General features: G+C 52.3%; 27 protein-coding genes. 10 read left to right on the top strand and 17 right to left on the bottom strand.

Annotation, left to right across the window (positions count from 1 at the left end):
• Nucleotides 1-152 precede the first annotated feature (152 nt).
• Complete coding sequence (locus EQM14_RS02600; protein ID WP_442861466.1) at nt 153-1,157, top strand: LysR family transcriptional regulator; 1,005 nt, start codon at nt 153-155, stop codon at nt 1,155-1,157.
• Entirely contained in the window at nt 1,150-2,004 is an 855-nt protein-coding gene (locus tag EQM14_RS02595; RefSeq protein WP_164918930.1) for a LysR family transcriptional regulator, read from the top strand. The genes EQM14_RS02600 and EQM14_RS02595 overlap by 8 nt, the downstream gene beginning before the upstream one ends.
• Nucleotides 2,005-2,365: 361 nt before the next feature.
• Here EQM14_RS02595 and rhaM read toward each other — a convergent pair whose 3' ends face one another.
• The 8 genes from rhaM to EQM14_RS02555 form a co-directional block, all read right to left on the bottom strand.
• Complete coding sequence (gene rhaM, locus EQM14_RS02590; RefSeq protein ID WP_128741484.1) at nt 2,366-2,683, bottom strand: L-rhamnose mutarotase; 318 nt, start codon at nt 2,681-2,683, stop codon at nt 2,366-2,368.
• Between the two features lie 10 nt (nt 2,684-2,693).
• Nucleotides 2,694-3,521, bottom strand: a complete 828-nt coding sequence (gene rhaD, locus EQM14_RS02585) for a rhamnulose-1-phosphate aldolase (protein ID WP_128741483.1) — start codon at nt 3,519-3,521, stop codon at nt 2,694-2,696.
• Nucleotides 3,502-4,776 carry an L-rhamnose isomerase gene (locus EQM14_RS02580; RefSeq protein WP_128741482.1) on the bottom strand — a complete coding sequence of 425 codons (1,275 nt, stop codon included), beginning with the start codon at nt 4,774-4,776 and terminating at the stop codon, nt 3,502-3,504. The genes rhaD and EQM14_RS02580 overlap by 20 nt, the downstream gene beginning before the upstream one ends.
• A 3-nt stretch (nt 4,777-4,779) precedes the next feature.
• Entirely contained in the window at nt 4,780-6,210 is a 1,431-nt protein-coding gene (gene rhaB / locus EQM14_RS02575; protein ID WP_128741481.1) for a rhamnulokinase, read from the bottom strand.
• A 94-nt stretch (nt 6,211-6,304) separates the two neighbouring features.
• Entirely contained in the window at nt 6,305-7,810 is a 1,506-nt protein-coding gene (locus EQM14_RS02570; RefSeq protein WP_128741480.1) for a tripartite tricarboxylate transporter permease, read from the bottom strand.
• Nucleotides 7,811-7,822: 12 nt separating this feature from the next.
• The gene (locus tag EQM14_RS02565; protein WP_128741479.1) at nt 7,823-8,275 is read right to left on the bottom strand and encodes a tripartite tricarboxylate transporter TctB family protein; all 453 of its coding nucleotides are present in this window, start codon (nt 8,273-8,275) and stop codon (nt 7,823-7,825) included.
• Between the two features lie 15 nt (nt 8,276-8,290).
• A complete protein-coding gene (locus EQM14_RS02560; RefSeq protein WP_128741478.1) occupies nt 8,291-9,301 on the bottom strand; it encodes a tripartite tricarboxylate transporter substrate binding protein in 1,011 nt (336 codons plus the stop codon).
• A gap of 46 nt (nt 9,302-9,347) precedes the next feature.
• On the bottom strand, nt 9,348-10,358 hold the full coding sequence (locus EQM14_RS02555; RefSeq protein ID WP_128741477.1) for a mannonate dehydratase: 1,011 nt from the start codon (nt 10,356-10,358) through the stop codon (nt 9,348-9,350).
• A 278-nt stretch (nt 10,359-10,636) separates the two neighbouring features.
• Here EQM14_RS02555 and EQM14_RS02550 point away from each other — a divergent pair, with 278 nt between their 5' ends.
• The 7 genes from EQM14_RS02550 to EQM14_RS02520 all read left to right on the top strand — a co-directional run bounded on the left by EQM14_RS02550 (nt 10,637) and on the right by EQM14_RS02520 (nt 19,569).
• Nucleotides 10,637-12,538: a sigma 54-interacting transcriptional regulator gene (locus tag EQM14_RS02550; RefSeq protein ID WP_128741476.1), complete on the top strand. Its 1,902-nt coding sequence runs from the start codon at nt 10,637-10,639 to the stop codon at nt 12,536-12,538.
• 386 nt (nt 12,539-12,924) lie between these two features.
• The gene (locus tag EQM14_RS02545) at nt 12,925-13,293 is read left to right on the top strand and encodes an ArsR/SmtB family transcription factor (protein ID WP_128741475.1); all 369 of its coding nucleotides are present in this window, start codon (nt 12,925-12,927) and stop codon (nt 13,291-13,293) included.
• 28 nt (nt 13,294-13,321) lie between these two features.
• Nucleotides 13,322-13,552 (top strand): heavy-metal-associated domain-containing protein, encoded by a 231-nt coding sequence (locus EQM14_RS02540; protein WP_164918929.1) that lies wholly within the window; start codon nt 13,322-13,324, stop codon nt 13,550-13,552.
• A 22-nt stretch (nt 13,553-13,574) separates the two neighbouring features.
• Complete coding sequence (locus EQM14_RS02535; protein WP_128741473.1) at nt 13,575-15,971, top strand: heavy metal translocating P-type ATPase; 2,397 nt, start codon at nt 13,575-13,577, stop codon at nt 15,969-15,971.
• Nucleotides 15,972-16,159: 188 nt separating this feature from the next.
• The gene (locus EQM14_RS02530) at nt 16,160-17,404 is read left to right on the top strand and encodes a glycosyltransferase (RefSeq protein WP_164918928.1); all 1,245 of its coding nucleotides are present in this window, start codon (nt 16,160-16,162) and stop codon (nt 17,402-17,404) included.
• A 90-nt stretch (nt 17,405-17,494) separates the two neighbouring features.
• Nucleotides 17,495-18,442: a ketopantoate reductase family protein gene (locus EQM14_RS02525; protein WP_164918927.1), complete on the top strand. Its 948-nt coding sequence runs from the start codon at nt 17,495-17,497 to the stop codon at nt 18,440-18,442.
• 161 nt (nt 18,443-18,603) lie between these two features.
• The gene (locus EQM14_RS02520) at nt 18,604-19,569 is read left to right on the top strand and encodes an IS30 family transposase (protein ID WP_128741470.1); all 966 of its coding nucleotides are present in this window, start codon (nt 18,604-18,606) and stop codon (nt 19,567-19,569) included.
• A 9-nt stretch (nt 19,570-19,578) separates the two neighbouring features.
• On the opposite strand, the gene EQM14_RS16930 is transcribed toward EQM14_RS02520, so the two are convergent.
• The 9 genes from EQM14_RS16930 to EQM14_RS02475 form a co-directional block, all read right to left on the bottom strand.
• A complete protein-coding gene (locus tag EQM14_RS16930; RefSeq protein WP_442861486.1) occupies nt 19,579-20,106 on the bottom strand; it encodes a dTDP-4-dehydrorhamnose 3,5-epimerase family protein in 528 nt (175 codons plus the stop codon).
• A gap of 261 nt (nt 20,107-20,367) precedes the next feature.
• Nucleotides 20,368-20,559, bottom strand: a complete 192-nt coding sequence (locus tag EQM14_RS02510; protein ID WP_128741469.1) for an XkdX family protein — start codon at nt 20,557-20,559, stop codon at nt 20,368-20,370.
• Between the two features lie 3 nt (nt 20,560-20,562).
• The gene (locus tag EQM14_RS02505) at nt 20,563-20,874 is read right to left on the bottom strand and encodes a hypothetical protein (protein ID WP_128741468.1); all 312 of its coding nucleotides are present in this window, start codon (nt 20,872-20,874) and stop codon (nt 20,563-20,565) included.
• Between the two features lie 18 nt (nt 20,875-20,892).
• Nucleotides 20,893-21,792 (bottom strand): siphovirus ReqiPepy6 Gp37-like family protein, encoded by a 900-nt coding sequence (locus EQM14_RS02500; protein ID WP_164918925.1) that lies wholly within the window; start codon nt 21,790-21,792, stop codon nt 20,893-20,895.
• A 2-nt stretch (nt 21,793-21,794) separates the two neighbouring features.
• Nucleotides 21,795-23,333, bottom strand: coding sequence for a phage tail domain-containing protein (locus EQM14_RS02495; protein WP_128741466.1), 1,539 nt, complete (start codon nt 23,331-23,333; stop codon nt 21,795-21,797).
• Nucleotides 23,334-25,124: a phage tail protein gene (locus EQM14_RS02490; protein ID WP_128741465.1), complete on the bottom strand. Its 1,791-nt coding sequence runs from the start codon at nt 25,122-25,124 to the stop codon at nt 23,334-23,336.
• A gap of 2 nt (nt 25,125-25,126) precedes the next feature.
• Nucleotides 25,127-25,477: a Gp15 family bacteriophage protein gene (locus tag EQM14_RS02485; protein ID WP_128741464.1), complete on the bottom strand. Its 351-nt coding sequence runs from the start codon at nt 25,475-25,477 to the stop codon at nt 25,127-25,129.
• The gene (locus tag EQM14_RS02480; RefSeq protein WP_128741463.1) at nt 25,449-25,817 is read right to left on the bottom strand and encodes a hypothetical protein; all 369 of its coding nucleotides are present in this window, start codon (nt 25,815-25,817) and stop codon (nt 25,449-25,451) included. The genes EQM14_RS02485 and EQM14_RS02480 overlap by 29 nt, the downstream gene beginning before the upstream one ends.
• 74 nt (nt 25,818-25,891) lie before the next feature.
• Nucleotides 25,892-26,323 carry a phage tail tube protein gene (locus EQM14_RS02475; protein WP_128741462.1) on the bottom strand — a complete coding sequence of 144 codons (432 nt, stop codon included), beginning with the start codon at nt 26,321-26,323 and terminating at the stop codon, nt 25,892-25,894.
• Between the two features lie 262 nt (nt 26,324-26,585).
• Here EQM14_RS02475 and EQM14_RS02470 point away from each other — a divergent pair, with 262 nt between their 5' ends.
• On the top strand, nt 26,586-26,813 hold the full coding sequence (locus EQM14_RS02470) for a hypothetical protein (RefSeq protein WP_128741461.1): 228 nt from the start codon (nt 26,586-26,588) through the stop codon (nt 26,811-26,813).
• The last annotated feature ends 5 nt before the right edge of the window (nt 26,814-26,818 follow it).

Below are 26,818 nucleotides of genomic sequence, written 5' to 3'. Positions count from 1 at the left end.
CCAGCCGCTTGAATAATTGGTATATTTAAACCAATTAGTAAAATTTATTTTCATTAATTATGGACTATTATTTAGTATAATGTAATAAAGTATATTTCACAATGTACAAATTGTTATATACTATATTAGCATAAGTTATAGGTTATGGGGAAGTGATTCATGTGAACATCCGGCAACTGGAATGTATTACGGCGATTGCAGACTGTCAGTCCATGAAGAGAGCTTCGCAGATTCTAAATATTTCCCAGCCCGCCCTAAGCAAATGCCTCGCAAATATAGAGCGGCAGATTGGGAAAGCCCTGTTTTATCGCGGCAGAAATTTGGTTCTGACACCGGCAGGGCAAATCTATGTGAGTTACGCGAGGCAGATCGTCCAGGTCAAACACCGTACCTATCAAATGATTCTGACGCAAAATTCTGCGCGGTCCGAACATTTTACTTTTGGCTCAACGCCTCACGCCGGCTCTATTTTATTCAGCCGGGCATATCCAGGATTTTACCACCGGTATCCCAATGTATCAATCGACTATCAGGAAGGGTATTTTATGGATCTGCTGAAAATGCTGCGGAATGGTGAAATCGATATCTGCCTGGGAGTAAGCGACAGCACGGAGTCCATTGACCAGAATCTGAGATTCCTGCCGATTATTGAAGAAGAACGCCTGATCGCGATTTCTTCCAATCACCCGTTGGCTGAGGGCGGAGTCCGTGACGGGCAGGATGCATGCATGCGCGTTTCCCTTTCACGCTTCAGGGATGTCCCTTTTATAGGATTTAATCCCAACACTTTCAGTTCTTATCTGATCCACAAACTGTCGTCTCAAGCCGGCTTTGTGCCGATCACCATCTATCAGACAAGCAACAGCATTCTGGCCCGCAATATGGCACGAACGATAAACGGCGTCACTCTTCTGCCTCGGAATGTCTGTCTTGCCAACGAAGGGATGTCATACTTTTCCAACGATCCTCCCTGCAGTTTCGTAAATGGCATTTATCTTCGAAATGATTTTGAAATAACAGAATCAATACAGTATTTTATTTACTTAGTGGCACATCTGGAAATTGAAACTCTGGCACCTGCGACTCTCCGTTTAAGTGATGAAATCCAGTCATATATTGAAAAGTGGGAAAAGTCGGGGAGGGATGAATTTGTTTGATTCCAGACAAATTGAATATGTTCTTGCAATCGCCGAAGAAAAAAGCCTCACGCGCGCAGCGGACAAATTGTATCTGACCCAGTCGGCGCTCAGCCAGCAGCTGGCAAAATTGAAAATTGATGGCCTTCCTCCGCTTTTTGAATACCGGCATGGAGAAATGGAGCTTACAGATGCGGGCAAGCTATATATAAACGGCGCTCATATTATCATGAAGTTAAAAAGTGACGCCATGGATCTTCTGCAAAATTCGAATCATATGCCATATGCGCCCGTTCATATCAGCTTATGCGGCTTATGTGACAGCATCAAATATAAATTTTACGAGGAGGCAGTGCCTGAGTTTCACAAGCTCTTTCCCGATGTTGTTTTGAACGTTCAAACCCATACGACAGAGGCAGCTGAAAAACTGATCTTGAATCATAAACTTGACATCGCGGTTTTCCCTGCACGAGTTTCTTCATCCCCGGAGATTGATTACAAAATTTTAAAAAACGAAGAGCTGGTGCTGATCCTCCCGGCCAATAAAGAGTTGAAAGACCTGCCGCTGCTTTTGCCAACTCCAGAAACAATCATGCATGATTTTTGCATAAACGCGTTAACAATAAACTCCGTGGAACGTCCTGTTATTTTTTATATCGATGAGCCGGAAACTGCTTTGGACCTTGTGCGGCAGGAGTCCTGTGCGGCAGTGATTTCCAAAAGCCTGTTTGAAGCGGAGCCCGGAATCGCCATCGCATCCTGGGAAAAGAAATATTCTTATAATATTGTAGCAGCGTGCATCAGCAAAAAGGAACTGTCCCCTCCGGGACAAAAGATGCTGGAATTGTTAAACAGCGTCTTTTTGTAGATTTCTTCAAAGGCGGACCACGCGTTGCTATTTTTATCATAAAGTGCAATAAACGTTAAAGATTCTCAGGGAGCAGGTCCGCTGAAAAGGCAGTGCCCTCTTCCTTGATACTTTGTCTTCAAACTGTAATATCTCGTTATAGCCGGGATATTTTCATAGGACACAAAAAGCGGCACAGGAAATTTCCTTTTTCCTGTGCCGCAAATCAATATTCTGTTTGGCTACCTTGCTTTCATGGATAACGAAATGCCTTTGATCCCTGTAACAGGCTCCCCAGGCGGATCAGATTCGGGTATTGGAATCTTCCTCACTCCAGACCGTCCGATTCCGTAATAAAATTTACATCCTGCCGGTTATGCATTCAGGCCAAATGAAACATCAAATTCAGCGGATAGGAAACGGGGCTGTTATCCGGGTTTGTTTCCATAAGATCGGCCATAAATTCCCACCATTTTTTACAGATCGCCGTTTGAGACGATTCTTTCCACTTTGCCTCGTCAGTCAATTCAATGCAGGCAAAGAGCGTATCTGTGGCTTCATCGAAAAAAATGCTGTAGTTGCTCCCTCCGTATTCATGAATCATCCGTACCATATCGGGCCAGATCTCTTGATGCCGCTTTTTATATTCCTCCGTCATGCCGGGATAAAGTTTCATCGTGAATGCTTGAATTTTCTTCATCTGACCGCTCCTATTTCTCGTATAAAAATTTTTCGGGAAGGTCAACTTGAAACGCTCTTGCCAGCTGCCTGAAACCCTCCGGCTGGATTGTCTGCCTTTTTTGAGAAACCATGGAGAGAGTTTTCACCAGGATCTCTGCGGCCTTTTCCACCGTGTCGGCAAGCCCGAAGGCCTGGTCGAAATCTTCTCCGGAGCAAAAGAGTCCATGATGCGCCCAAATGACAACATCATATTCTTCCATTCGTTTTGAAGTTTCCAAAGCAATTTCCCTTCCGCCCGGAATCATCCATTTTACGACGCCGACCCCGGATGGAAAAACTACCGGACATTCTGTTGCAGCCTCCCAAAGTTCTCTTGTGAATATCTCATCTTTCAGCGGAAGCACAAAGGTCAAAGCGATAATATTCGTCGCGTGGCAATGGTAAATAACACGGTAGGAACCATCCGTCACGCGCTTTTTCACGTTATGATTCATCAAGTGGGAAGGCAGCTCGCTGGTCGGCACGCCCCCGTTGCAAAGGCCCCATTTGATTTGACAGTTTTCCCCGCTTTGATCGATCTGAATGATTGCAATATTGTTTTCAGGTTCCAGCGGAACATTACCGAAATACTTTCCTGAACCTGTCACCATAAAATATTCTCCGGCCAGTTCCTGCACTTTCGTTCCGGTCGGCAAAAAGGGACCTTTTTCATTCAGCTCTTCACTAATTCGTTCCACCTCGTCCGGCTTTATCCGGTACGATAAGTTGCCGCCGTTTCTCTCATGCCATCCCCGTTTAAATCCGGATTCACATAAATGGATAAAGCCCTTGGCAAAATCAGCGTCCAATACTTTCATGATGCATCCCCCTTTTCGACAGCACTTCTTTTTCATATCGTTCTATTTCCGCAGGGAGTGCGTCCTCTGTGCAGACGCCGCTGTTCCTGCAGAAAAAATTCCAGACATCTCCCATCGGGAGGGTTTTCAGCCTTTCCTGACACATCATCAGTTTGGTAAACTGTCCGGCTTTCTGCAGCTCGGCGAACAATTGATTCGGGCTCAGCAGAGCGTAAAGCAGCGCTTTCTGCAGGCTTCTCATTCCCACAGCCCACGCCGCGATCCGGTTGATGCTGGCATCGAAGAAATCCAGTGACAGAAACACGCGCCCGACCGCATCGTTTCGGACAATCTCTTCTGCAATTTCCCTGGTTTCATCGTCGAACAGCACCACATGGTCACTGTCCCAGCGAACCGGCCTTGTGATATGAAGTGCAATTTTGTCATGAAACAGCAGCATGGATGAAATCTTATCCGATACGCTTTCCGTCGGATGATAATGCCCGTTGTCCATGAGGCAAACGATGCTGTTGCGGGCCGCATAGTTGATGGCAAACTCGCTGGAACCGACGGTATAAGATTCCAGCCCGATTCCAAAGACTTTCGACTCCAGGCAGACCGGCACTTTGGAACGATCATACTTGATGGAAAGAATCTGGTCCAGAGAATCCTTAAATCTCGCTCTCGGCGACGTTCGATCCGCCGGTATGTTTTTGAGGCCGTCCGGAATCCAGATATTCATTACACAGGGCTGGCCGAGCTCTTCGGCAAAGTACTGGGAAATTCGGATGCACGCCTGGCCATGGCGGATCCAGAAATTCCTGACCGCTTCGTCCGGATTCGAAAGGGTCATTCCGGAATCCGCCATCGGGTGAGAAAAAAAGGTCGGATTGAAGTCCAGGCCCAGGTTCCGTTTCTTCGCATATTCCACCCATTTTCTGAAATGTCTTGGTTGAAGCTGATCCCGGTCGGCAAATTCCCCTTCTTCAAAAATTGCATAGCTTGCGTGCAGATTGATTTTATGCCGGCCTGGAATCAGGCTGAGCGCCTTATCCATATCCTGCATCAGCTCTAGAGGGGTCTCCGCTTTTCCGGGATAATTTCCGGTTGCCTGAATGCCTCCGGAAAGCGGGCGCTTTTGGTCGAACCCCTGAACATCGTCTCCCTGCCAGCAATGCAGACTGATCTGTATTTTTTTCAGCGTTTCCATCGCGGCGTCGGTATCAACACCTATTTCCGCATAGCTTCTTTTCGCGGACTGATATCTCTCTTCCATCTGTCACAGTTTCCCTTCTCTGATCTTTGATCGCGGCCTGAACGGCTGAACGGGAAAGGAACGGGATACGATCTCCCTCGCCTGTTCCAGACCGGAGAGCTCTCTCTCTTTTATCATCTGCACAATAATATTGCCGATCGCGGTGGCTTCCGTCGGACCGGCATAAACGGCCAGACCGGATCCGTCTGACGTAAGCTGGTTCAAGTAATGGTCCTGAGAACCGCCGCCCACAATATAAATGGAATGATATTTTTCTCCGGCAGCCCTTTCAAGCGCGGAGACCGCTTCCTCATAGTTTTCGGCAAGGCTGTTATAGATGACCGACGCTATTTCCCCTATCGTTTGCGGAACCCGCTGCCCTGTTTCCCTGCAGCATTCGCGAATTTGGGAGATCATGCTTTCCGGAGCAAAAAAACGTCCGTCGTTGACATCAATCCTTGAGGGAAAATCTTTTTCCTTTTCCGCCTCCTCACAGATCCGGGAAAAGGAAATTTGGCCGTCCCATTCGCGTCTGATCGATTGAATCATCCAAAGGCCCATCACATTTTTCAGCAACAAAAAGCGATCCGCGTAGCCTCCTTCATTCGTCAGGTTCGCTTCCCTGCTTTCGCCGGTACATAAGGGTTCCCGATTTTCAATCCCGACGAGCGACCACGTGCCGGAGCTGAGATAAAGAAAGCTTTTCTCCTTTGCCGGCACCGCCACAATTGCGGAAGCAGTATCATGCGATGCGACCTGAACCACCTTCAGGTCGAAGCCTACTTCTTCCCGCACTTGCCGTGAAAGAAGGCCGACTGTTGTTCCCGGCAGAGAAACCGGCGGGAACAGAGACGGCTTGTACCCAAGCAAACGAATCAGATCGCTGTCCCACGTTTTTGTCGCAACATTGACCAGTTGGGTCGTGGTAGCGTTGGTATATTCCGCCAGCTTCACGCCGGTGAGCAGAAAATTGAAGTAATCCGGAATCATCAGGAAATTTTTCGCGCTTTCCATTTGCTCGGGATGCTTTTCCCGGATCGACATCAACTGATAAATGGTGTTGAAAAGCTGCTTTTGTATTCCGGTCCTCTCATACAGCTCTTCCGGGGATATTTTTCGGTCGACGATCTGATCCATGCCTTTCGTTCTGTCGTCCCGGTAGCTCACGCTTTGTCCGAGAATATTTCCGCCGCGGTCCAGCAGCACAAAGTCCACCGCCCATGTGTCGATCCCCATGGAGGAAGGAATTTTCCCGGTCTCCCGGCACCTTTTCAACCCGTTTAAAATTTCCCGATACAAAAGTCCCAGATCCCAGCAAAAGGCCCCGTCCTGATTTTTAAGGCTGTTGGGAAACCGGTAGATTTCCTCCAGCCGGAATTTTCCGTGGTCCAGGCATGCAAGCACATGCCTGCCGCTGGAAGCGCCGATGTCAACGGCCAAATAGTACTTTTTCAAAGAATTTCCCCTTTCGGAGCTTCATCGCAATACGGCGAGGAAGGCGGTGATGGTAACCATACCGCCTTCCGGGTTTTTCAATATTTAAAGTCCTTTAGGCTTTGGCTTCCTTGGAAAGCCGCTTTTTCTGAAAATACGCCTTGACAACCGGCCACAAAAGGCTTACAAAGGTAAGAACCAGGATCAAACAGCTTGCCGGGCGGGTAAAAAATTCAGCGTAACCGCCGTGGTCCGAGTAAGTGACCGCCTTTCTGAAATTCTGCTCCACCATGGGCTCCAAAATAAACCCAAGCAGCATGGGCGCGCTTGGAAGGCCGCCCCATTCGGCCAAAATTCCTAACAGCGCCAGTGCGACCATAATGTAAATATTGAAGACGTTGTTTGAATCCGTATACGCTCCGATGAAGCACATCGTCAGAATGACGGAAAACAGGTAATGGTACGGCAGCTTCAGCAGCCTTGGAAACAACCGGATCGTGCCGAACTGGACAAACAGACACAGGACGGCGGCCAGCAGAGTTGCCGCAAAGATGATATAGGCGATGTCCGGATTGGACGTCAAAAGCAGCGGCCCGGGCGACAGCCCCTGGATCATCAGAGCCGCCAGCAGCAGAGCGGCGGTTCCGTCCCCCGGAATGCCCAGGGCAATCAGAGGAATGATCGCTCCGCCGATGCCCGCGTTATTCGCAACCTCGGAAGCCCACACGCCGTCTGAGTAGCCGGTGCCGAATTTCTCCGGCGTTTTGGAGGCGCTCTTGGCCGCTCCGTAGGATACCATAGCCGCAAGCGAGGATCCCATACCCGGCAGGAACCCGATCCAAAGCCCGATCAGGAAACCGCGGACAATGGTTTTGACATGCTCTTTCATTTCCTGCAAGGACACCCCAAGCCCCCTGATGTGCTTCAGGTCCACCTCCGGCATGTCCTTTTGCCCTTTGCCGTGCGCCACAACCACTTGCTCCACCGCAAACAGCCCCATCATGACGCCGACCAGGCTGAGCCCGCCGATCAGATTGCTGGAACCAAAGGTAAAACGGAAGCTTCCGTCCAGCGGGGAAGTGCCCACGCACGCCAAAAGTATTCCGATAAAAGCGGAAGCCAGACCGCGGAACATATTGCCCTTTGAAAGAGATACCACGAGCATGATCGCGAAGAAGCAGAGGGAAAAATATTCCCACGGGCCCATTTTCAGGGCGAGGTTTGCAATCATCTGAGTCAGCCAGACCGCGATCAGCGTCGAAAAAAAGGTTCCCATGAACGACGCGATAATGCCGATTCCCAATGCTTTGACCGCCTGCCCGTTTTTCGTCATCGGGTACCCGTCAAAGCAGGTCGGAATGGAAGAGCCAGAACCGGGAATCCCGACCAGGACCGCGGCGATAAAGCTGCCTGTAACTCCTCCGATCCAAATGCTGGTCAGCATCGCAATCGCCAGCTTCGGTTCCATGGCAAAAGTGACGGGAAGCATCAGGGTAATGCCCAGGCCCCCGGATAAACCGGGGATTGCCCCCAGAATCATTCCCGCGACCGCGGCCAGCAGGATTGTCAAAAGGTTTACCGGCTGCATCAAAAACACGAACGAAGATAAGATATATTCCATCGCCAGAACCTCCTATTGAAACAAACTGCCGGCCGGCAGTTCAACCTTGAGCAATTGGGTAAATACATAGTAGATTGCCGCGCTGACCAGAACGGAAACAACGGCGGCCATATAGGCCTTTGGCCGTTTTTCTCTTTTAGCCAGAATCATAATCATTACAAACAGGAACAAGGGCATAGGAACCATAAAGCCCAACAGCTTGATTAAAACCACATAGAGGAGCATCACGCCGAACAGGGAACCGACCCGGATCCAGCCTTCCCTGTTTAAGAAAGGCTGGCTGTCCTTCTGTTTCTCCAAAAAGATGCCGGCTCCGCATACGATCAAGCCGACGCTGCCGATTAAGGGGAACAGACTGGGGCCCGGTTCATTCAGCTGTATTTTACTGCTGAACTGCATGGACAATATCGTCAGAATGATTCCAGCTGCAGCACAGGAAAGACCGGTGACCTTATTTTTCGTCATAACTTAACCAATCCCTTATTTATGTCTCGTGTTTGTGCCGATCGCGGCGGTGGCTTTGTCATACCGTTCCGATTCGGATTTCAGCCATGCCTTGGTCTCTTCCTGATTTCCGTAATGAAGCGTGCCGCCTATTTTCTCCGTTGCTTTTTGGCTTTCAGGGTCTTCCGCAAAAGATTTCACATAATCGTTGATTGCGTCGACGACGGACTGATCCATCCCTTTCGGCCCATGGAGCATATAATAGGTCCGCTGGCCGATTTCTGGATATCCTTCTTCCTCGCAGGTTTTATATTGAGGATAATTCTCGTCTTTGGTTCCGACCGCAAGGATCTTCATTTTCCCGGCTTTTTCGTACTGTATTGCGGTCAGCAGATCCTGAACGGTGAAATCGAGCTGCTTGCCTGCCATCGCAGTCAGCTTGTCCGCATTGGATCCGGCCTCCACCAGCTTGAGGGAAATTCCCGCCTCGTTTTCAAAGGTCGCCATGGTGATATGGCTGCCGCCGCCCAGCTGCACGCCGGTTTTAACCCCGCCGGGATTCTTTTGGGCATACTCGACCAGCTCTTTCAAATCCTTATATGGCGCGTCAGGAGCCGCAACGAAAGCTTGGCTTCCGTTATCCGTGGTAATGCAGACGTTGGTAAAATCTTCATAGGTATGGTCGTAGGTTCCCGTCCAATAGGCGGCCACAAGGTTGCTGTGATAAAACAACAAAGTGTTTCCGTCCGGTTTTGCGTTCCTCACGCTTTCAAATGCGACCGTGCCGCTGCCGTCCGGCTGATTGACGATCGTTACCGATTTTCCGGTCTTTTTCTGAATGTACTGTGCCAAGATTCTCGCGTGCATGTCCGTGCCGGCACCGGCTTTTGCCGGTACATAGATCGACACCGGTTTGGCCGGCCACGCCGAGCCCGCTTTGGCCGCGGACGAAGTTCCGGTGGACGCGGCTCCGTTTCCCGAGCAGCCTGTCATAGCACCTATTGCAACAGCCGCCGCTGCTACAAAAGAAAGGATCTTTTTATTCATTGCTGTTTCCTCCTCCAAAATCTTTGAATATTTTTGTAGGGCAAATTTACTGATTTGCTTTATTCTTCTCCATTGGCCCGTTGACTTCTTTCTGGGCGCTGGAGAGCATGGATTTCAAATACCCCAGCATATAAGCAACTCCGGATTTTTCTCCTCCGCAGGATGGGACAAAACTGAGGGGATGATCGATGGAAACGGTTCCTGTATAATCCAGCTTCACCAGTTCTTCCATAACCGGGCGCAGATCGGTATATCCGTCTTCGATCATCGTCTCTTCAAAGTACGGCAGTGTTCCGCTGACGTTTCTGAAATGGACGACAAACACTTTTCCCTGACTTACAAATTCCCTCAGATCCTGCAGAAGATTTCCGAATTGAGCTCCGGTTTCCAGCCAGCAGCCGGTACACAGTTTCATGCCGATATAAGGGCTGTTTTCCGCAAGTTCAAACAATCTGCGGTATTCCTGCGACCTCCACAAAAGGTTATGTACTCCGTTTATGGACGGGATCGGCGGATCATTTGGGTGAAAAGCCAGACGAACGTCCGCTTTCTCCAGTTCCGGCAGGACACGCTTCAGAAAATAGGCGCAGTTGTCCCAGATATCTTCTTCTGTGTAGACTCTTCCAAACAGGTTTACAGTCTTCGGGATATCCTTTTCATCAACGATTCTGGTTACACATCCTCTGGAATACTTTCCGACGGCATACCGGCTTGTAAAAATTTTGTCAGGATCCCAGCTCATGTAGCCGACTCGAATCCCAAGCTTGCCCAGATTGCGGGTGAACTCGATATAACGGTCGATACATTCGTCACGGTCTGGCAGGCCAAGATGAATAGAAGGACATTTATAAATTGACAGATTGCCTGCATCTGTGATAGAAAGTCCATAGCTGCTCAGCCGTTCCTGAAAGCGCATCATATCATTATAATTGCAGTGTTCGTCCTTAAAATATGCATAGACGTATTTCAGGCCCAGCTGTTTCAAAAACAACAATTCGTCATCCGAAGCATCGGACCAGACAATGTGCTGTACTTTAATGTGAGTTCCTTTTTTCATAGTACCTCCTTCGGTACTGCTTTCTGATCTCAGGCGCCTTGATTAATATGATTTTAACAATTCAACGGCTTAGATACAATGTTCAGAAACGACAACGTTCCATTTCTTTTTTATAAATAATCCTGTTATCGCTGTTTATCAATACATTTGTCTTGAAATACTGTTTTATTTGTTTTATTGACTGCCGACGTTTTAATGTTTATAATGGATCTTGGTCAGATAAAATCCGGAATGCGGACGGTATTCCCATACCATTCCCAAGACGGGAGGTTATTGTTTTGAACCGCTATCTCTTATTTTCACCCAATCAGGATATTACGGATATTGCCGAAACGATCGCGAAAGAATCGAATACGTTTCATATGGAAATCTGTACGAACAGCGGCAAGGAAGAGATCATACGAAAAGTCCGTTCCCTGCTTCCGGGACAATACGATTTGATTATAGCCCGCGGCATGGAAGCCCAATATGTGCAGAGCGCCACAGATATCCCCGTCGTTTCCATACGAATGACCGGCCAGGAAATGGCATCTCTGATCAAAAAAGCACAAAATATGATTCAAAAACTCAGCGTCCGTATTGCGATTATCGGTTCGAGAAGCCTTTTTCCCAATGTGGATACCCTGGCCGAATTGTTCCACGCCACGATCCAGCCGTTCTATATTACCGACCCGCAGGAAGTACCAAGATTTGTCGACTACGTCAAAACCAATCGATTTGATATTGTCATCGGCGGACAGGCGGTATGCCATTACGCTGAGTCCGTAAATATGCCAAGCATCAATATTTCCGGATCCAAAGATTCCATTTTGGAGGCGCTGCGTGTCGCTGAACAGGTTTCTTCCGCTTTGGAAATGAAAAAAAGGGACCAGGCGGAGTTGTCCACTTTATTGGACTACTCCGTTAATGGAATTATCAAAATGGATGCAGACGGCTATATTACAAATTTAAACCGAATCGCGGAAAATACCATTCACCTTCCCCGCAACCAAATTTTAAAGGAATTTGTATGCAACGTAATTCCCAATATCAATTCGGAACTGCTAAAACAGGTCTTATCCGATGGACGTTCTCTCCACTCTGTATTCTTAAAAATAAACGATTCCGATCAAATCTGCAATTTAATTCCGATTGTTGTGGACTATATGGTAAAAGGCGCTATCCTTTCCATACAGGCAGTTAAAACCGTCGTCAATACCGGCTCCTTGGTTGCAAGAGACATGCATCAGAGCAGGCTGGTGGCTAAAACCACCTTTTCCGACCTTCCCGCCGTCTCGAAAGCCATGAAGGAACTGATTCACAGATGCCGCCTTTTGGCGGCGTCCGAGTCCCCACTGCTTCTGTATGGAGAAATCGGCACAGAAAAAGAGGCCCTCGCGGAATGCATCCACCTGGAAAGCGAACGCAAGCAGGGGCCATTCGTCAGCATTGATTGCAGTTGTTACAAGGATGAAAGCCAAAGGCAATTGCTTCTCGGTTTTCTGCAGGGCTCCAACCATAACGATATTTCTTCCAGCCCTTTCGTCCAGGCCGACAAAGGGACCCTGCTTCTCCAGAACATTGAACGCATGTCCCTGGAAAATCAGGAGTTTCTCTATCATTTCATAAGGACGAAAAATATTTTGCACGAAGGATTAAAAAAGAGTTTCACATACGACCTGAGGATTATTATGACTTCCCAAAACGATTTGCAGGTCGAAACGGAGGCCGGCCGCTTCAGCCCTGACCTTTACTATCTGCTGTGCAGCTTTGCCCTTCATATCCCCGCTTTAAGGCTGCGCAAAGAAGATATTCTTGTTTATGCGTCTCTCTATATCCATCAGTTTGCCTCCCAGTATTCCAGGCTCAACACGCTTTCTCATGGAGCGGAGAAAGTGCTGCAGGATTTTCCCTGGCCGGGGAATCTTCCTCAGCTTTCAGCTTTCTGCGAAAGGCTTGTTTTATATTCAACCTACAAAATTATCGGCGAAGACTATGTAAAAAGCCAGCTGAAACAAACATTCCCGACTGTTGTTTACCACTGCCCTCCTGTTCAGCCGACCCATTACCAGAATGCGGAAGCGTGCATCATCTCCCAGCTTTTAGAGAAAAACAGGGGAAACAGAAACAAGGTCGCGTCCGAACTCCATATCAGCCGTTCAACCTTATGGAGAAAAATGAAGCAATATGGCCTGATATAATCCCGTGATGATACCCGTCGCAAATTTTACAAATCCGAGACCGCCGATCACGCCCGGCAGTCCCCAGCTTAAAATCAGGGCTGCGATCGGCGGCGCCATTTCATTCCCTCCGGATAAAAATGGCTTTCGATCTCTCAGGGGCCCCTTCTGAAAAAAGCGGAAGATGCCGTGATCCAATGGATCTCTCCCTTTTAAAAATCCGAGCGGTCAAGGGTCAGCATTTGCTCCGGCACTTACCTTTACGGTTCGGGAACTCCTAAGGATCCTCCGCAATTCTAATTTTATAATTTTTATGCCTGTTTTTGTTGACATTTTCGGTATGCGTCATATAATATAGTTGAACAGTAAATCAACTGTTCCATCAATCCTTTATCAGGAGGGTAACCATGAGCGAGTATAGGGCGGAAGATGACCGCTGCGACTGCACCATCATCCATGAGGACGTGGTAAACCGGGTACGCGCGGAAATGCCGGACGAGGAAAACCTCTATGATCTGGCGGATCTGTTTAAGATATTCGGGGATTCCACCCGCGTAAGAGTGTTGTGCGCCCTGTCGTCGGCTGAAATGTGCGTATGCGACATATCGGCGCTTCTGGGTATGACCAAGTCCGCCATTTCGCATCAGCTCAGGGTTTTGAAGCAGGCGAGGCTTGTCAAATACCGCCGCGACGGCAAGGTCGTCTATTATTCGCTCGACGACGACCATGTCATGCACATTTTCCGGGAAGGATTATCCCACGTAACCGAAAAGTAGATCGAAACGGGAAAGGATGCGTGTGTTTATGTCAAAACAGTATCTTCTGGAAGGCCTTTGCTGCGAGAAATGCGCGGCAAAAATCGAAAAAGGCATCAATCAGCTTGGCGGAGTGCAAAAGGCGGCCGTCGATCCCGAGACCACAATTCTTTCAATTGATTTTAAACCGGATGCCACAGCCGACAGCCTGTTCGAGGAGATCAAAAAGATCGTGGAGACGAACGATCCGGATGTTGTGATAAAAAATGGCGTCGCCTGAATCTGAAAGGAAGCGTGATGAAATGGATGCGGCAATCAAAAAAGAATTTATCCTGCAAGGGCTGTGCTGTGCCAATTGCGCCTCCAAAATTGAACGCGACATCGGTAAACTTCCGGGCGTGAGCGCCGCGTCGGTCGATTTCGTAAACGAGACTTTGTCCATCGAGATCGCACAGGAGGAATTCGTGGAAGGCGTGCTGGAACAGGCGGGCTCGATCATCAAAAGACATGACTCGGACACTGTCGTCCGTGAAAAAGCGCCGCGGGTCCCCGGGCAAAAGGTAATCTTTCTGAGCGGACTGTGCTGCGCGGACTGTGCGCAGAAAATTGAGGACGGAGTAAGGCGGATGGACGGAGTCCATGCCGCTTCCATGGATTTCGTAACGGGGCGGCTCACCATTGAAGCGGATGATCGGAGAGAACTGCCGGGCATCATCCGGCAGGCTGCGGAAATCGCAAGGCGCGTGGAACCCGACGCGGAGATCGCCTACAGTGAAGCGAAGCCCGACGAGATTGCTTCCGACGGAAAAAAAGAACGGGTCTATCGCGCCCTGCTGGTTGCGGGGGCAGTCTTTTACGGGATCGCCATTCTGGTGAAAGAACCGTTTTGGCTGAACTTTTCTCTTTTTCTTACAAGCTACCTTCTTGTGGGCGGAGAGGTGTTGCTGCGCTCGGTAAGGAATATTTCCAAGGGCCAGATTTTCGACGAGAATTTTCTCATGAGCGTGGCGACGATCGGAGCTTTCGCGATCGGGGAATTCGCCGAGGGCGTCGCCGTCATGCTGTTCTATCAGGTCGGGGAATTGTTCCAGCGTCTCGCGGTCAGCCGGTCCAGAAAGTCCATTGCCTCCCTGATGGATATCCGTCCCGATTACGCCAATCTGATCGACGGCGGGCAGGTACGCAGGGTAGCTCCGGAGGAAGTGGGCGTCGGTGATCGCATACTTGTCAGGCCGGGAGAAAAGGTGCCGATCGACGGCACGGTCGCCGACGGATGTTCCTCATTGGATACCTCCGCGCTCACTGGGGAATCCCTGCCGAGGGACGTGGAACCCGGCAGCACGGTGCTGTCCGGCTCCATTAATCAAAGCGGGGCTCTGACCATCGAGGTGTCCAGGGAATATTCCGATTCCACGATTGCAAAGATCCTCGACCTGGTACAGAACGCGAGCAGCAAAAAAGCCGTGACGGAAAACTTCATTACGAAGTTCGCAAGGGTCTACACCCCCGCGGTAGTCTTTGCGGCTCTTGCGCTGGCGATCATTCCTCCCCTTGTCCTGCACGGTCCTTTTACCGGCTGGATCGGCCGCGCTCTGGTTTTCCTCGTAGTCTCCTGCCCCTGCGCGCTGGTGATTTCGATCCCTCTGAGCTTTTTCGGCGGGATCGGCGGCGCTTCCAAAAACGGCATCCTGATCAAGGGCAGCAATTATCTCGAGGCTCTATACAACGTCGACACGTTTGTATTCGATAAGACCGGCACTCTGACGAAGGGCGTTTTTCAGGTCTCTAAGATAGAGAGCGCCGGCGCCGTCAGCCGGGAGACCCTGCTTGATGTGGCGGCTCACGCCGAAGCGGATTCCAACCATCCCATCGCGCTTTCCATCCGGCAGGCTTACGGCAGGGAAATCGACCGGAAGAGAATCGCGGAAGCTGCGGAGATTCCCGGCCAGGGCATTCGCGTAACGATTGACGGCAAAACGGTTCTGGCGGGAAACAGAAAGCTGATGGATGCCGAGGGGATTTCGTGCAGCGAGCCCCGCGAACCCGGAACAGTGGCCCACATTGCGATCGACGGCGTTTATGCCGGGTATATCCTGATTGCGGACGAAATCAAGGAAGACAGCCGCCGCGCGGCGGAGCAGCTCCGGGCTGCCGGCGTAAAGCGCCTGGTTATGCTGACGGGCGACAGCAAATCGGTCGGAGAACAGGTCGCTGAAGAGGTCGGGCTGGACGAGGCATATGCGGATCTTCTGCCCCAGCAGAAGGTAGAAAAGCTCGAAGAAATCAAACGGGGAAAAGCGTCCGGCAAAAAGCTTGCTTTCGTCGGCGACGGCATCAACGACGCTCCCGTCCTCGCCATGGCGGACATCGGCATCGCCATGGGAGGAATGGGTTCCGACGCCGCCATTGAGGCGGCGGACGTCGTCCTGATGACCGACGAACCCTCAAAATTGCCTGAGGCGATTCAAATCGCGCGGAAAACACACCGCATCGTCTGGGAGAACATCATTTTCGCGCTCGGGGTCAAGGCCGTGATCCTGGTGCTCGGCGCGCTTGGGATCGCGACCATGTGGGCGGCCGTTTTCGGCGACGTGGGAGTTGCGGTAATCGCGATTTTAAACGCCACACGGGCGCTGCGGATCCCGCGTAAAGCCGTAAGCGGGCCGGTCACGAAACAGAACGGGTATAAAACGATATGAAAACAACCGCTGGATTGGTGTTCTGCCAGTCCGGCGGCTGTTTTCGCATGGGGCGTAGACAGGGGTGCCGCGCCCGCGTCCGGGCGGGCGGTTTTTTGAAAATCTTGAACACGTGCCGGGAGGCCGGGCTGGCGATTATATTGCGGCAGCCACACGCTCTGACGTTTTTGACAGGAGGGTGGGAACAGATGGACATTGCGATGATAACCATCGGATCGCGGGGAGATATACAGCCATTCCTTGCGTTGGGGCAAGCGCTTTGCAGGCGGGGACACCATCTCGGGGTCGCGGCTTTTCCGCGGTTTCGGGAGGACGTGGAAAAACTCGGCTTTTCTTTTTTCCCTATCCGCGGGGATGAAGATCGGATGATGAAGCTGCTGATCGGCGACGGCGTATCGGGCATAGCCTACATGAATGGCCTCACCGCGCTGCTGAATCGGAATAAGCGGGAAATTCTCGACGATGTCTACGACGCGTGCAGAGGCGCAGACCTCATCCTCTACACTTTTTTGGGGAGCCTTGCCTATCACGCCGCCGAAAGCCTGAAAATTCCCTGCATGCGGGTGAATTTCTGGCCCGCGGACCGGACGGGCGACAATCCCATGCCCGGTATGCCCGCGCTGCCGCTCGGAAGATGGTATAACAGACTGACCTATGACTTATCAGGCGTTGGTTTTTCCATCTTTACCAATCAGGAACTGAACGGCTGGCGGGCCGGGCTGGGGCTCTCCAAATGGGCGGGCCGTTCCTACCGCACGCTGTCCGGCAGGCCCGTCGAGACGCTTTGCGCCTACAGCGAAGTCCTTGCGCCCAGGCCGAAGGAATGGGGAGAGCATCTGCATCTCACCGGTTTCTGGTTTTTAGAGGAACGGGCGGCCGCGCCAGTGGAAAAAGGGCTGCTCCGCTTCCTGGAAAACGGGGACCCGCCGATTTACATCGGCTTCGGGAGCATGGTCGGCGGGTCCTTCGCGGAGTTGCAGGATATCGTGCTGGAAAGCCTGAAAAGCACCGGGCAGCGGGCCGTCCTTTCCTCGGGCTGGCGAAAATTTGACGCGGCGGGGCTTCCGCCGAATGTGTACGGCGTGGACGCCGTGCCGCACGGCTGGCTGTTTCCGCGTGTGAAGGCGGTGGTGCATCACGGCGGAGCCGGGACTACCGCCGCGGGCCTTCGGGCGGGCAAACCCACGCTGGTTGTCTATTTCGGGGGGGACCAGCAGTTCTGGGGCAACCGCGTATACCGGGCCGGAGCGGGCCCGAGGCCCCTCGCGCGAAAGGGACTGACCGCCAAACGGTTCACGCGGGCGCTGGAGCTTCTCGAAGACGCGCGGCTGCGGCAAAACGCGGCGCGGATTGCGCGGCGGCTTGCTCAGGAAGACGGATGCGAAAACGCCTGCGACGTCATTGAAGCATATATGACCCGTTTTGCGGTATAATGCAAAAGGAAATCGTCGGATAAACAGGATCAGGATGACCGTATTTCCATACGGAAGGACACTCCAACGTGAAAGGCGGAGAGGATGCAAATGAAAATTCTTGTGTACGGAGCCGGCGTGCTGGGGAGCTACCTTGCCCACGTCCTGCACCGCGGCGGCAACGATGTGACCCTGCTGGCAAGGGGAAGCCGGCTGGAGGAACTTGGAAAGAACGGACTGGTGATCCGGCACTATCTGCAGTTTCATACCACCGTCGATCAGGTAGGGCTGACGGACCATCTTGGGAAAGGCGACGACTACGACATCGTGTTCGTGGTGATGCAGCGTCAGCAACTGGACGGCATTCTGCCGCAGCTGTGCGAAAATGAAAGCTGTGGATTGTTCGTTCTCGTCGGCAACAACGCGACGGCGGAGGAGACCCGGCGGACCATCGAGGAACGCAGCGGGATGCCCAAGCGGGTGATCTTTGCTTTTCAGAGCACAGGCGGCAGACGCGAAAACGGAAGGGTGGTCAGCATCCATTTCGCTGCCCCTAAGCTCGAAAGCAGCATGACGGCCGGCTCGCTCGGCGGGGATGATTCATGGCGCCCGACACTGGAACAGGCTTTTGCTAAGACGTCCTATCGGCTCCGGATCAGCGAGAACATGGACGCCTGGCTCAAATGCCACGCCGCCTTTGTCCTGCCGATCTGCTTCGCCTGCTACGCTGCCGGCGGCGATCTTCGGAAAATCGCGGGAAACCGGTATTTCCTGGACCGGACGATCGACGCGGTGCAGGAGGGCTACCGCGTCGTGGAAGCGTGCGGATATCCCGTTGAACCGAAGGAGGACGAGGATTTCGTGACCAATCATCGTCTTAAATGCCGCCTGATGCTGAGGCTGATGGCCGCGACGCCGGTCGGAAGGCTGGCAGCAAGCGACCATGCCATGGCTGCAAAATCGGAGATGCGGCGTCTCTACGACGATTTCCGCAGCCTGAAGCGGAGAGCGGGAATAGATACGCCGGCATGGGACGAACTCTCGCGGTACATGATATAAGCCGTCGCCGGGCTGCGCCAATCCCAACAGCGCTCTGCCGTAGGTTTATTTCAGGGTGAATTAAAATAGCAAGTGCAACAGGAGGGTAGAAAGAGTCCACAAAAAGCCAAATCCATGATACAGTAGGAGTTGAAAAGACACCACTGAAGGAGAGGCTTTTTATGAACTACCACCATCTTACACCAAAAGAGCGCGCATTGATAGCCCAATTGTGGAATAACGGGATCAGTATGAGGCAGCTTGCACGCAGGTTGCAAAGGGATCCGGGCACAATCAGCCGGGAGATCAAGAGGAACCGTTCGGGACAAAAATATCTTAGCGTTCCGGCACGCGCCCGGTACCTTGAACGGCGAATGGAATGCCGCCGGAAGAGGCTGTATCAAAACCCACGTCTGACAGCTTACATATCCGAAAAGCTTGAATTGTCATGGTCGCCCGAACAAATTGCCGGAAGAATCCGGTTAGACTATCCGGATGACCGGGACATGAAAATCTCGCACAGTAGCATATATCGGTGGCTACGCGCGGACTTGCTGCCACGTTCCGTACAACTTACGATGAAACTGCGTCACTATGGCCGTCAGCATGGAGAAACTCGTGGGTACAAGGCCGGGGCGCGGGAAATCCGGGAGAGAAGCAAAGAAGCTCTACGCAGAAAGAGACTTGGAGACTGGGAAGCTGACACGATCGTGTTCGGACAAGCAAAACGCGCTTATTTGCTGAATGTGACCGACCGAAAAAGTCGATACTGCTGCCTGGCCGTCCTGCGCAACATCAGACGGGAAGAAGTCATGCGGGGCTTTGAGTTCTTCTTTGAAGGCGGAAAGGTTCCGCTCCGCACGGTAACGTCGGATCGAGGGATCGAATTCAACTGCCACCGTGAATTTGAGAGCCGCTTTGAAGCGTTGTATTATTACACTCGCCCAGCCTCTCCGTGGCAGAAGCCAACTGTGGAAAATACGAACGGATTGATTCGTCAGTTTTTCCCCAGAGGAACCCGTTTTACAGAACTTACCCCAGAAGCCGTGGCATTTGTCATGGAGCGTCTCAACGACCGCCCGCGTAAATGTTTGAATTGGAAAACTCCTGCTGAAGTCATTTCTTCTTATCTGTTGCACTTCACTTGACAATTCACCTCAGACCGTACCCGCATCTACGGCAGGTACGGCCACGACGCGTCCTTCGCGGAGAGCACCAGGCCCTCCCCGCGCGGGCCAGGCGATGGAAAACGCCGGATCGTCGAACCGATAGCCCCTTTCGCTGCCCGGCGCATAGAACTCGCTGACAAAATAGAGAACGTCCGTGTCGCCGCACAGGGTCATATACCCGTGCGCGAAGCCCTGAGGCACCAGCAGCATCCTCCCGTTTTCGGGTGTCAGCTCCGCGGCGGCATACCGTCCGAACGTGGGGCTGCCCTCGCGCACGTCCACAGCCACGTCGAACACGCCGTTTGCGAAATCGAACGTCACATCCGACATATGCAGGTAATAATCCGCGAAATACTCCTTGATGATGTACCCCCTGTACCCCAGGCAGATCACAAAGTCGTTGAAGCCGTAAAAAGAATACAGCTTCATGATATGCCAGAGAATCGGCTTCGGCTTCAGATAGGATTCCTCGCTGATGCGCGTCCCCAGGCGGCCGGTCAGGATTACCGTTTTTATGCGCCAACCCCCAAAAGTGATTTTGATCCACGGCAATTCCGCCTCGCGCCGGGACTTCCGCGGCGTGCCAGTGCCATTTCTTTCCTTGTTTGTAAAGTATACTATTTTAATTCGACAAATTGCAACCGAACGGCGGCTGAGGTCCGGATATTTCAAAAGAAATATTCCAAACATCAGCCGCCGTTTTTCTATGCCTATGGTCTTTATTCACGCGGACTCAGGCGCATAATAGAGGGCCGCCCCGTTTGGAGCGGTCCCCTGTTATGCGCCTGCCGTGGTTTTCATGTCTGAATGATCCGCGCTGTAATCTTCGCCGGTGATCGTCTTGTATTGGTCGTTAGTAATATAGCTTTTCGTTACCGCTGTTTTCAGCTGATCTTTCGAAACACCTTTCGTGTTGTCGGACTGATAAAGCTTGTATTGCACATCGAAAAACAGAGCGTATCCACTCATGATTTACACCCCCAATGCCGCGATCTGTGCCGTTTCCAAAGCAGCCACACGATCTTCAATTTTCAGCTGATTTGCCGTTTCTTCTGCGGCTTCCTGTTGCGCCACTTCCGCATCAAAATCCGCCTGAATGGTTTCCGTGGATACCGTCGAGGCGTATACCCTGACATTGCCCTCATTCCCGTCCGCGTCCTTGTAGATGATAAGCTGCTTCGTGCTGTCAAGGCTGTACGCCTTTGTCAGAGCTTCCGGCGTGGCCTGTGGAACCCCGGCTAAAGCAGACGCGCCGTCCCAAACCCGCCATGATTGATAAGCCATTGTAAGACCTCCTAATTTTTATATTTTGTCCATGCGGTTCCATGCCGACGTGCCGCCGACCGTCACGGAACCGACGTTTGACGGCGTATGCGAGAGCGCAAAGGCCGCCGCAGATCCGTCCCCCGTGAAACAATCCTCCGTGTCCGCGGAGCTTTTCAGGTCATTCGCATCCACCCAAAGCTCCCGGCGCGGCTCTCCGCCGGTCCGGTCGACCTCGGCGATCACCCGGTCGGCACCGCCGCCCTCTCCGCCGACAATCGCATAATTGGAATAGCCGGTATGATCCAGCGTGTAAGCCGCTCCGCTGATGTTCTGGAATTCGTCGGAAAACAGCACGATCGGGTTGACTGCCTGCGTGACGCTGTGGTCTGTTCCGCCGTAGGCCTCAAACACCCACAGTTTGTTCGGGACATCCAGCCGGACCCGAAAACCGAGCGGGGCGGCTTTGCCGAGCGCCTCACAGACCGTGAGGACGGTTTTCCATTCCACCTGAAACGCGCAGGCCGGCGTCAAGCCGGCAGCAGCCCCGAGTGCCAGGTGCGGCAGAGGCCGTATGCTGATCGCGTTGTCGGACACGATCTTCCGCATGGCGCTTTCGGCCGCGCCCGTATAGTTGATCGCCGGCATGATGATCCGCCGGTCCAGCATGGAGGAACCCATCCGGCCCGCCGCGACGATCTCGTCGCCCGTGCCGCCGTCCGGCGCATCGATCTTGACGCTCTCGATGATTCCGGCCTCCGAGCGATCCAGCCGATGAATGATATTCTCGCCGGCAAGCAAGGCGCGGTTGTTCGGCGTGGCCGCACAGTGCAGTTCGAATTCGCCCGGTTCAAAGAACCTCTGTCGCCAGCGGAAGGAGGAAAAGCCGTCGACCACGCCTTGCAGCTCGATTTCCGGACTGTAAATGTAAAGCTCCATGCTCATGCCCCCCAGTATGCCTGTGTGCTCAGGATGGACACGCTCAGATTGTTGATCCCCTCGTCCGCGTTGTACCGGAAAAGATTGTCTCCCCGGCGCGCCTGCAGCCATTTAGGGGGATAAAGCATTTTATTGTTCATGTTCGTGGTCACGCCGCCGGAAATCAGTTTAACCCGCTTGTCGCCGTCTGCCGTGGTGATGATAACGACGTCGCCCGTGTGCATCGTAATGTTGACCTGCATGAGCTCCTGCCGGCCGATGTCGTAAAGAGACGGGTTGACGACGGTTCCGGAAGCTCGAAGCGTGACCGTCAGACCCATCGGGACGGCGCTGTCGTTGCGGACGTTGCCGATCAAGGTGTTGACCTTCTCCGTCACGGTGAACCTGCCAATGGCACGCACGGAAAGCGTCCCGGCATCAAGCGACAAAACGGCCGTCGGGCGGTAAACCGGTACGGATTCCTTCCCGCTGACCCGCTGTGATACGGCAATGGCATAAAGAGCGGTGACAGGGTTTGCGGCGAGCCAGGATTGAAACGCCGCTAAATCCGACGTCATGTCGGTGGCGATGCGGATTTGATGAGCCGTATTGTTCAGTGATATTCCATTTATAACAAGATTTGTATTCGTTCCAGCTAAATCAACGGAAGTAAAATGATCACAGAGTATGCTGTCTTTGCTGGAAGACAATATCGCATCAGATACATTTAGCGTAAACACTCCGATCGTACCGGTACTTACATCTGCCTTTATCCAAGGTTCACTCCCATTCAGAACAACAGCACCGACCTTCTGCATTCCGCTTCCGCTCACCATGTCATAGCTGTCCGCCGTCCCGTCCGGCAGGCTGTAAAGCTCCTTGGGCAGGGGAATGATGCGCGAATTGCTTCCGCCGTCCGAGACGGTCAGGGTGGTTGCGCCGTGAATCGCCCTCACATGATCCGGCGACGGGTCACCGCTTCCGTCCTGAACTGTGTGACCGGTGATCCCGATCTTGTCATAATCCTTCACGCTGTCGTCCAGGGTAAGCGTGACAGATTGGCCGGAAGCGTTGAGCTGCAGCGGCAAACGGAGCGGGAATTTCATCTTGCCCTGCCAGACTGCAAGCTGCGTGAGCTGGTCGTCAAGAGCGTAAAAGCGAGGGTCGGGGCAGATCAGGGAAACCGTGACATTCCTCGTTTCATACGGGGAACTGCCCGTGGGCATAAAGGTCTCCGGCTCCGGCTCCACCTTTTCGACATAGTAGCGGATCTTCCTGGGTTTGCCGCCGTCATAAGTCAGTGTGCCGGGCAGGTCCTTCTGAAAAAAACAATAGAGCTTTTCCATCTGCTCTTCGTAGCCCTGCAGGCTCAGCTCCAGCGTCAGCACAATGTTGCGCTTTTGAGCGTCGGAGCCGTTGTAGTTTTCCCCATCCTGGCCGCTGCTTTTAGACGTATACACGTTGAAATCGGAGCCAAGGCCGCTTACGGAAACAAGCCAGAAGGGGCCTGTACTGCCGAGTCTGAGTTTTTCTCCTTTTTCATTGTCACAGATCAGTTCCATTCAGCGCCTCCGAAATAATAGCGACAGCCTTTGAGCGTTCTGGCGCTCCCGTCTGGCAACCTCGCCGCAGCTGAGTGCCTTGGGGCTTTGAAATATCGGGTGATAGTCAATGACGGGTCCGGCGCCGCCGGAGCCCGGAAGAAAACCGGACGAGCGCGCCGCGCTTGAACTCCCCCCTGCCGGGACCGCTTTCAGGCTCAGAGACATGGAGCCTGTCAGATCCTGCAGAGCTGAGGCAACCAGCGATTTGTTTTCCATGATTCCGGAAGCGAGCCCTTTCATCATGTCCGGCATCCAGTTCTCGAAGTCGACCAGCGGGCCTTCCTCCGGCACGCTGAAATGCAGAAAATCACGGATGTTCTGCGCAACGCCCTTGACGGCGTTCTCCACCGCTTTTGCGGCGTCCTTGATTCCGTTGGCGATTCCATTGATGAGGTCCCTGCCCCATTGAAGCGCCTCGCCCGGCAGACTCTTGATCCAGTCGATTGCTTTGCCGATCCCCGTTCTGACGGCGGTTTCGACCGTCCCGACCGTGCCTTCCACTCCGTTTTTCATGAAGGTAAACATGTTGGAGCCGATTTGCATCAGCGTCGCCGGAAGCGAGCGGAGCCACCCGACGATTCCGTTCCAAACGGTCGTAACGCCGGTTTTGATTTTATTCAATACAGTGGTTACCGTCGTAAACAATCCGTTCCATGCGGCTGTAAAAATGCTTCCGATCGTCTTAAACAGGCCCGTGAAGTACTGCTGAATTCCGCTCCAGACCTGCCGGATGCCGTTCTGGACGCCGGTCCAGATCTTCTGAAGATCCGGACCGATTTTTCCGAAATTGCCGCTGATCAGATTACAGATCGCCAGGATCGGAACCGTCAGAACGTTCTTCAGGACGGTGAATGCGTCTGTGAAAATTTTCCGCACCCCGTTCCAAAGAGCGGTAAAATTCGCCTGCAGCCCGTTAAATGGCGTTAGAATCGCCTGAATCAGCGGCTGTACCGCTTTTTTGACAATGCCGGAAATCGTGGTCCACAGACTGGTGATTCCCACAATCAGTCTGTTCCACAGGTTTGCCAGGAAAGCCGGAATCCCGCTGATGGATGTCCTGATTTTATTCCAGGCATCCAGAAAATAGTTCTGAAAGACGGTTGTAAACCAGGTTCCGAGCGCCCTGGCCCCCGCCTGAAGCGTATTCCACAGGCTCTGGAAAAAGGCGCTGATCGGCCCCCAGTTTTTAATAATGACGGCCGCCAGCGTGATTAACGCAGCGATTGCCGTGAAAATCAACTGTTGGGGCCCGAGGGAAAACATGCCCTGCAATGCCGCGGATACCCCCTCCAGCCCGCTTCCCGCCGATTTGAATTCACCGATGCCCTGACTCACTTTAGACAGAGTATCGCGCGCACCGCCGATCTGGTCCATCGCGGAGCCGAAGAGGCCGGCGGCCCCGGTCGCCGTATCGACTGCTGATTGTATTTTATCTGCGAAGCCCTGCACCATCTGAGACTGCTCAGGTCCGAGATTTGCGGAAAGTCCGCCGGCAAAGTCCTGAAAATTGGAATCGGCATCCTTCAGAGAATCGGAAACCCGTTTGAATCCGTCCGAAAGGCCCGGCAGCGCGACATCCAAAGCGGCATTCAATTTCTCCAGGATCCTGTCCTTTAAGTCGGACAGCGACTCCGAAACAGCCTCCTTCAGCGCTTCGCCTGCTTCTTTGCCGGCTTCCAAGGCTTCCTTGATGAGCTCGCCCGTATCCAGCTGGTACGATAAGGATATTTCTTCCGTATTGTCGTCCAATTCTAATCCCTCCTTTCACAAAATATTGATTTCAAATAGTCCTGCAGCCGTTTTCCGTCCTCCGCTTTTTCCTCGGCCGGCGTTTGGCTGTTGATCCAGGCGTACCAATCGTCCCGCAGCTTTCTCTGCGCGGCTGAAAGCGCATTGAGCGCGCCACCTTCGGCGGTGCGGACTGCGACTGCCCGCGCGAGCTGGCTCTCCGCCGGAAGGTTCGTCAAAAGGACGGCGAATTCTTCCCAGCTCATCCGCGTTGGAGGCAATCCCAGCCGAATCCCGTAAGACGCGGCGAAGGACGCATAGATCAGGCCATAATCATGGCCCAGATCAAACCCGTTCCTTTTTGCCGTGCTCACCGGGGCGAAAGGCGGACTTTTGCGCTTTTCCCACCTGCCCTTCCAGCTCTTCGGGCTTTTTTCCGGTCATCGCAGCCAAAACGGCAATCTCCAGCTTTTGAAGCAGGGAAAACGACATGTTATGTGAAAGGATCTCGTCGGCCGCCGTTTCTCCGCCCGCCAATGTAAAGGCAAGAAATTTGCGGATCGAATCGATGTCGCCTTTCAATCCGGAGGCAAAGCGCTGCATACCGAGAACTTTTCTGAAGTCGCTTTCCACCTCGTAGGACTTTCCGAAAATCGTGACGCGGGGCTGGGATTCGTTCATGTAATCGTCAAGCGTGATATTCAATTGATTCATCCTTCCTTCAATCGGAGTTCAGGCCGATCCGAAATCCATCGGATTTTTCAAAGAGGCCGGGCATCCGTTGCGGTTCAGACCTCCGCCGCCTGGTAATTCGGCTTGCCGTCCACGGTATACGTCCATTCCATCGAATCCATGTCGGTCGAAGCGCCGCCGAACGAGGAAGTGATGTCGACCAGTCCGTCGCAGGCAAGCGCATCGCCGTTGGGAAATGTTATTTTTAAAACAGCGGCGCAGCCGCTTCCGGTTGCGGTCAATTTATTCGCTACAAAATCATTGCCGGCGTCGCCGTAGCTGCGCTTTCCCTTAAAGGTGAAGGACAGGGTCTTGCCGGTTACCATATTTCGGGTCCAGCCCTTCAGTTCCATCGGATTCCATGCTTTTGTAGTGCCCTTGAGTTTCATCTCCATGCTTTCCACATTAGAAACCGCACTGAGCTGCGGTTCTCCTGTTGTGACTGGCTCGCCGATTTCAATTTTGTAGTCGCTGACAGAATAGACCATTTCTTTTGCCGTCCTTTCAAAGTTTAGTTGCAGGGGGTAATTATTCTTTCTCCCGCAACTAACCCCGTCCCCTTCTTAAAAATTGCTCTCTGCCAGCCAACTTTTCTAATTCGAATTTAAAAACCATCCGTTGTTTCGAATTCCCGGCGTTCTGTTTTTTCTCTGCTATATTAAAAAACCGCCTGACTCAGGCGGTTTTTTAACTTATTGAATTTATTATGTGATATGATATACTGTAAGGAAAAAGAAAGGGGTGTTTATATTGCCGCGTGGTAAAAAGAAAACCGTGCAGGAGTCTTTTAATGAAAAGATAGCGAAAATCGACGCTCAGATTTTAACCCATCAGGACAGGATCAGCGCGCTTCAGTCCCTAAAGAAAGATCTGCTGGACCAAAAGAAAAAATCCGAGGTTGAAATGCTTTATCAAAAGATTCAGGAAAGCGGAAAATCCATCGACGAAGTTATGAGCCTGATCATGAACAAGCCATGAGGGTC

The sequence above is a fragment of the Caproiciproducens sp. NJN-50 genome, from assembly GCF_004103755.1.
Classification (GTDB): Bacteria; Bacillota; Clostridia; order Oscillospirales; family Acutalibacteraceae; genus Caproicibacter.
The sequence above is the reverse complement of the archived record's forward strand: the minus strand, read 5'-3'. Positions and strand labels throughout refer to the sequence as shown.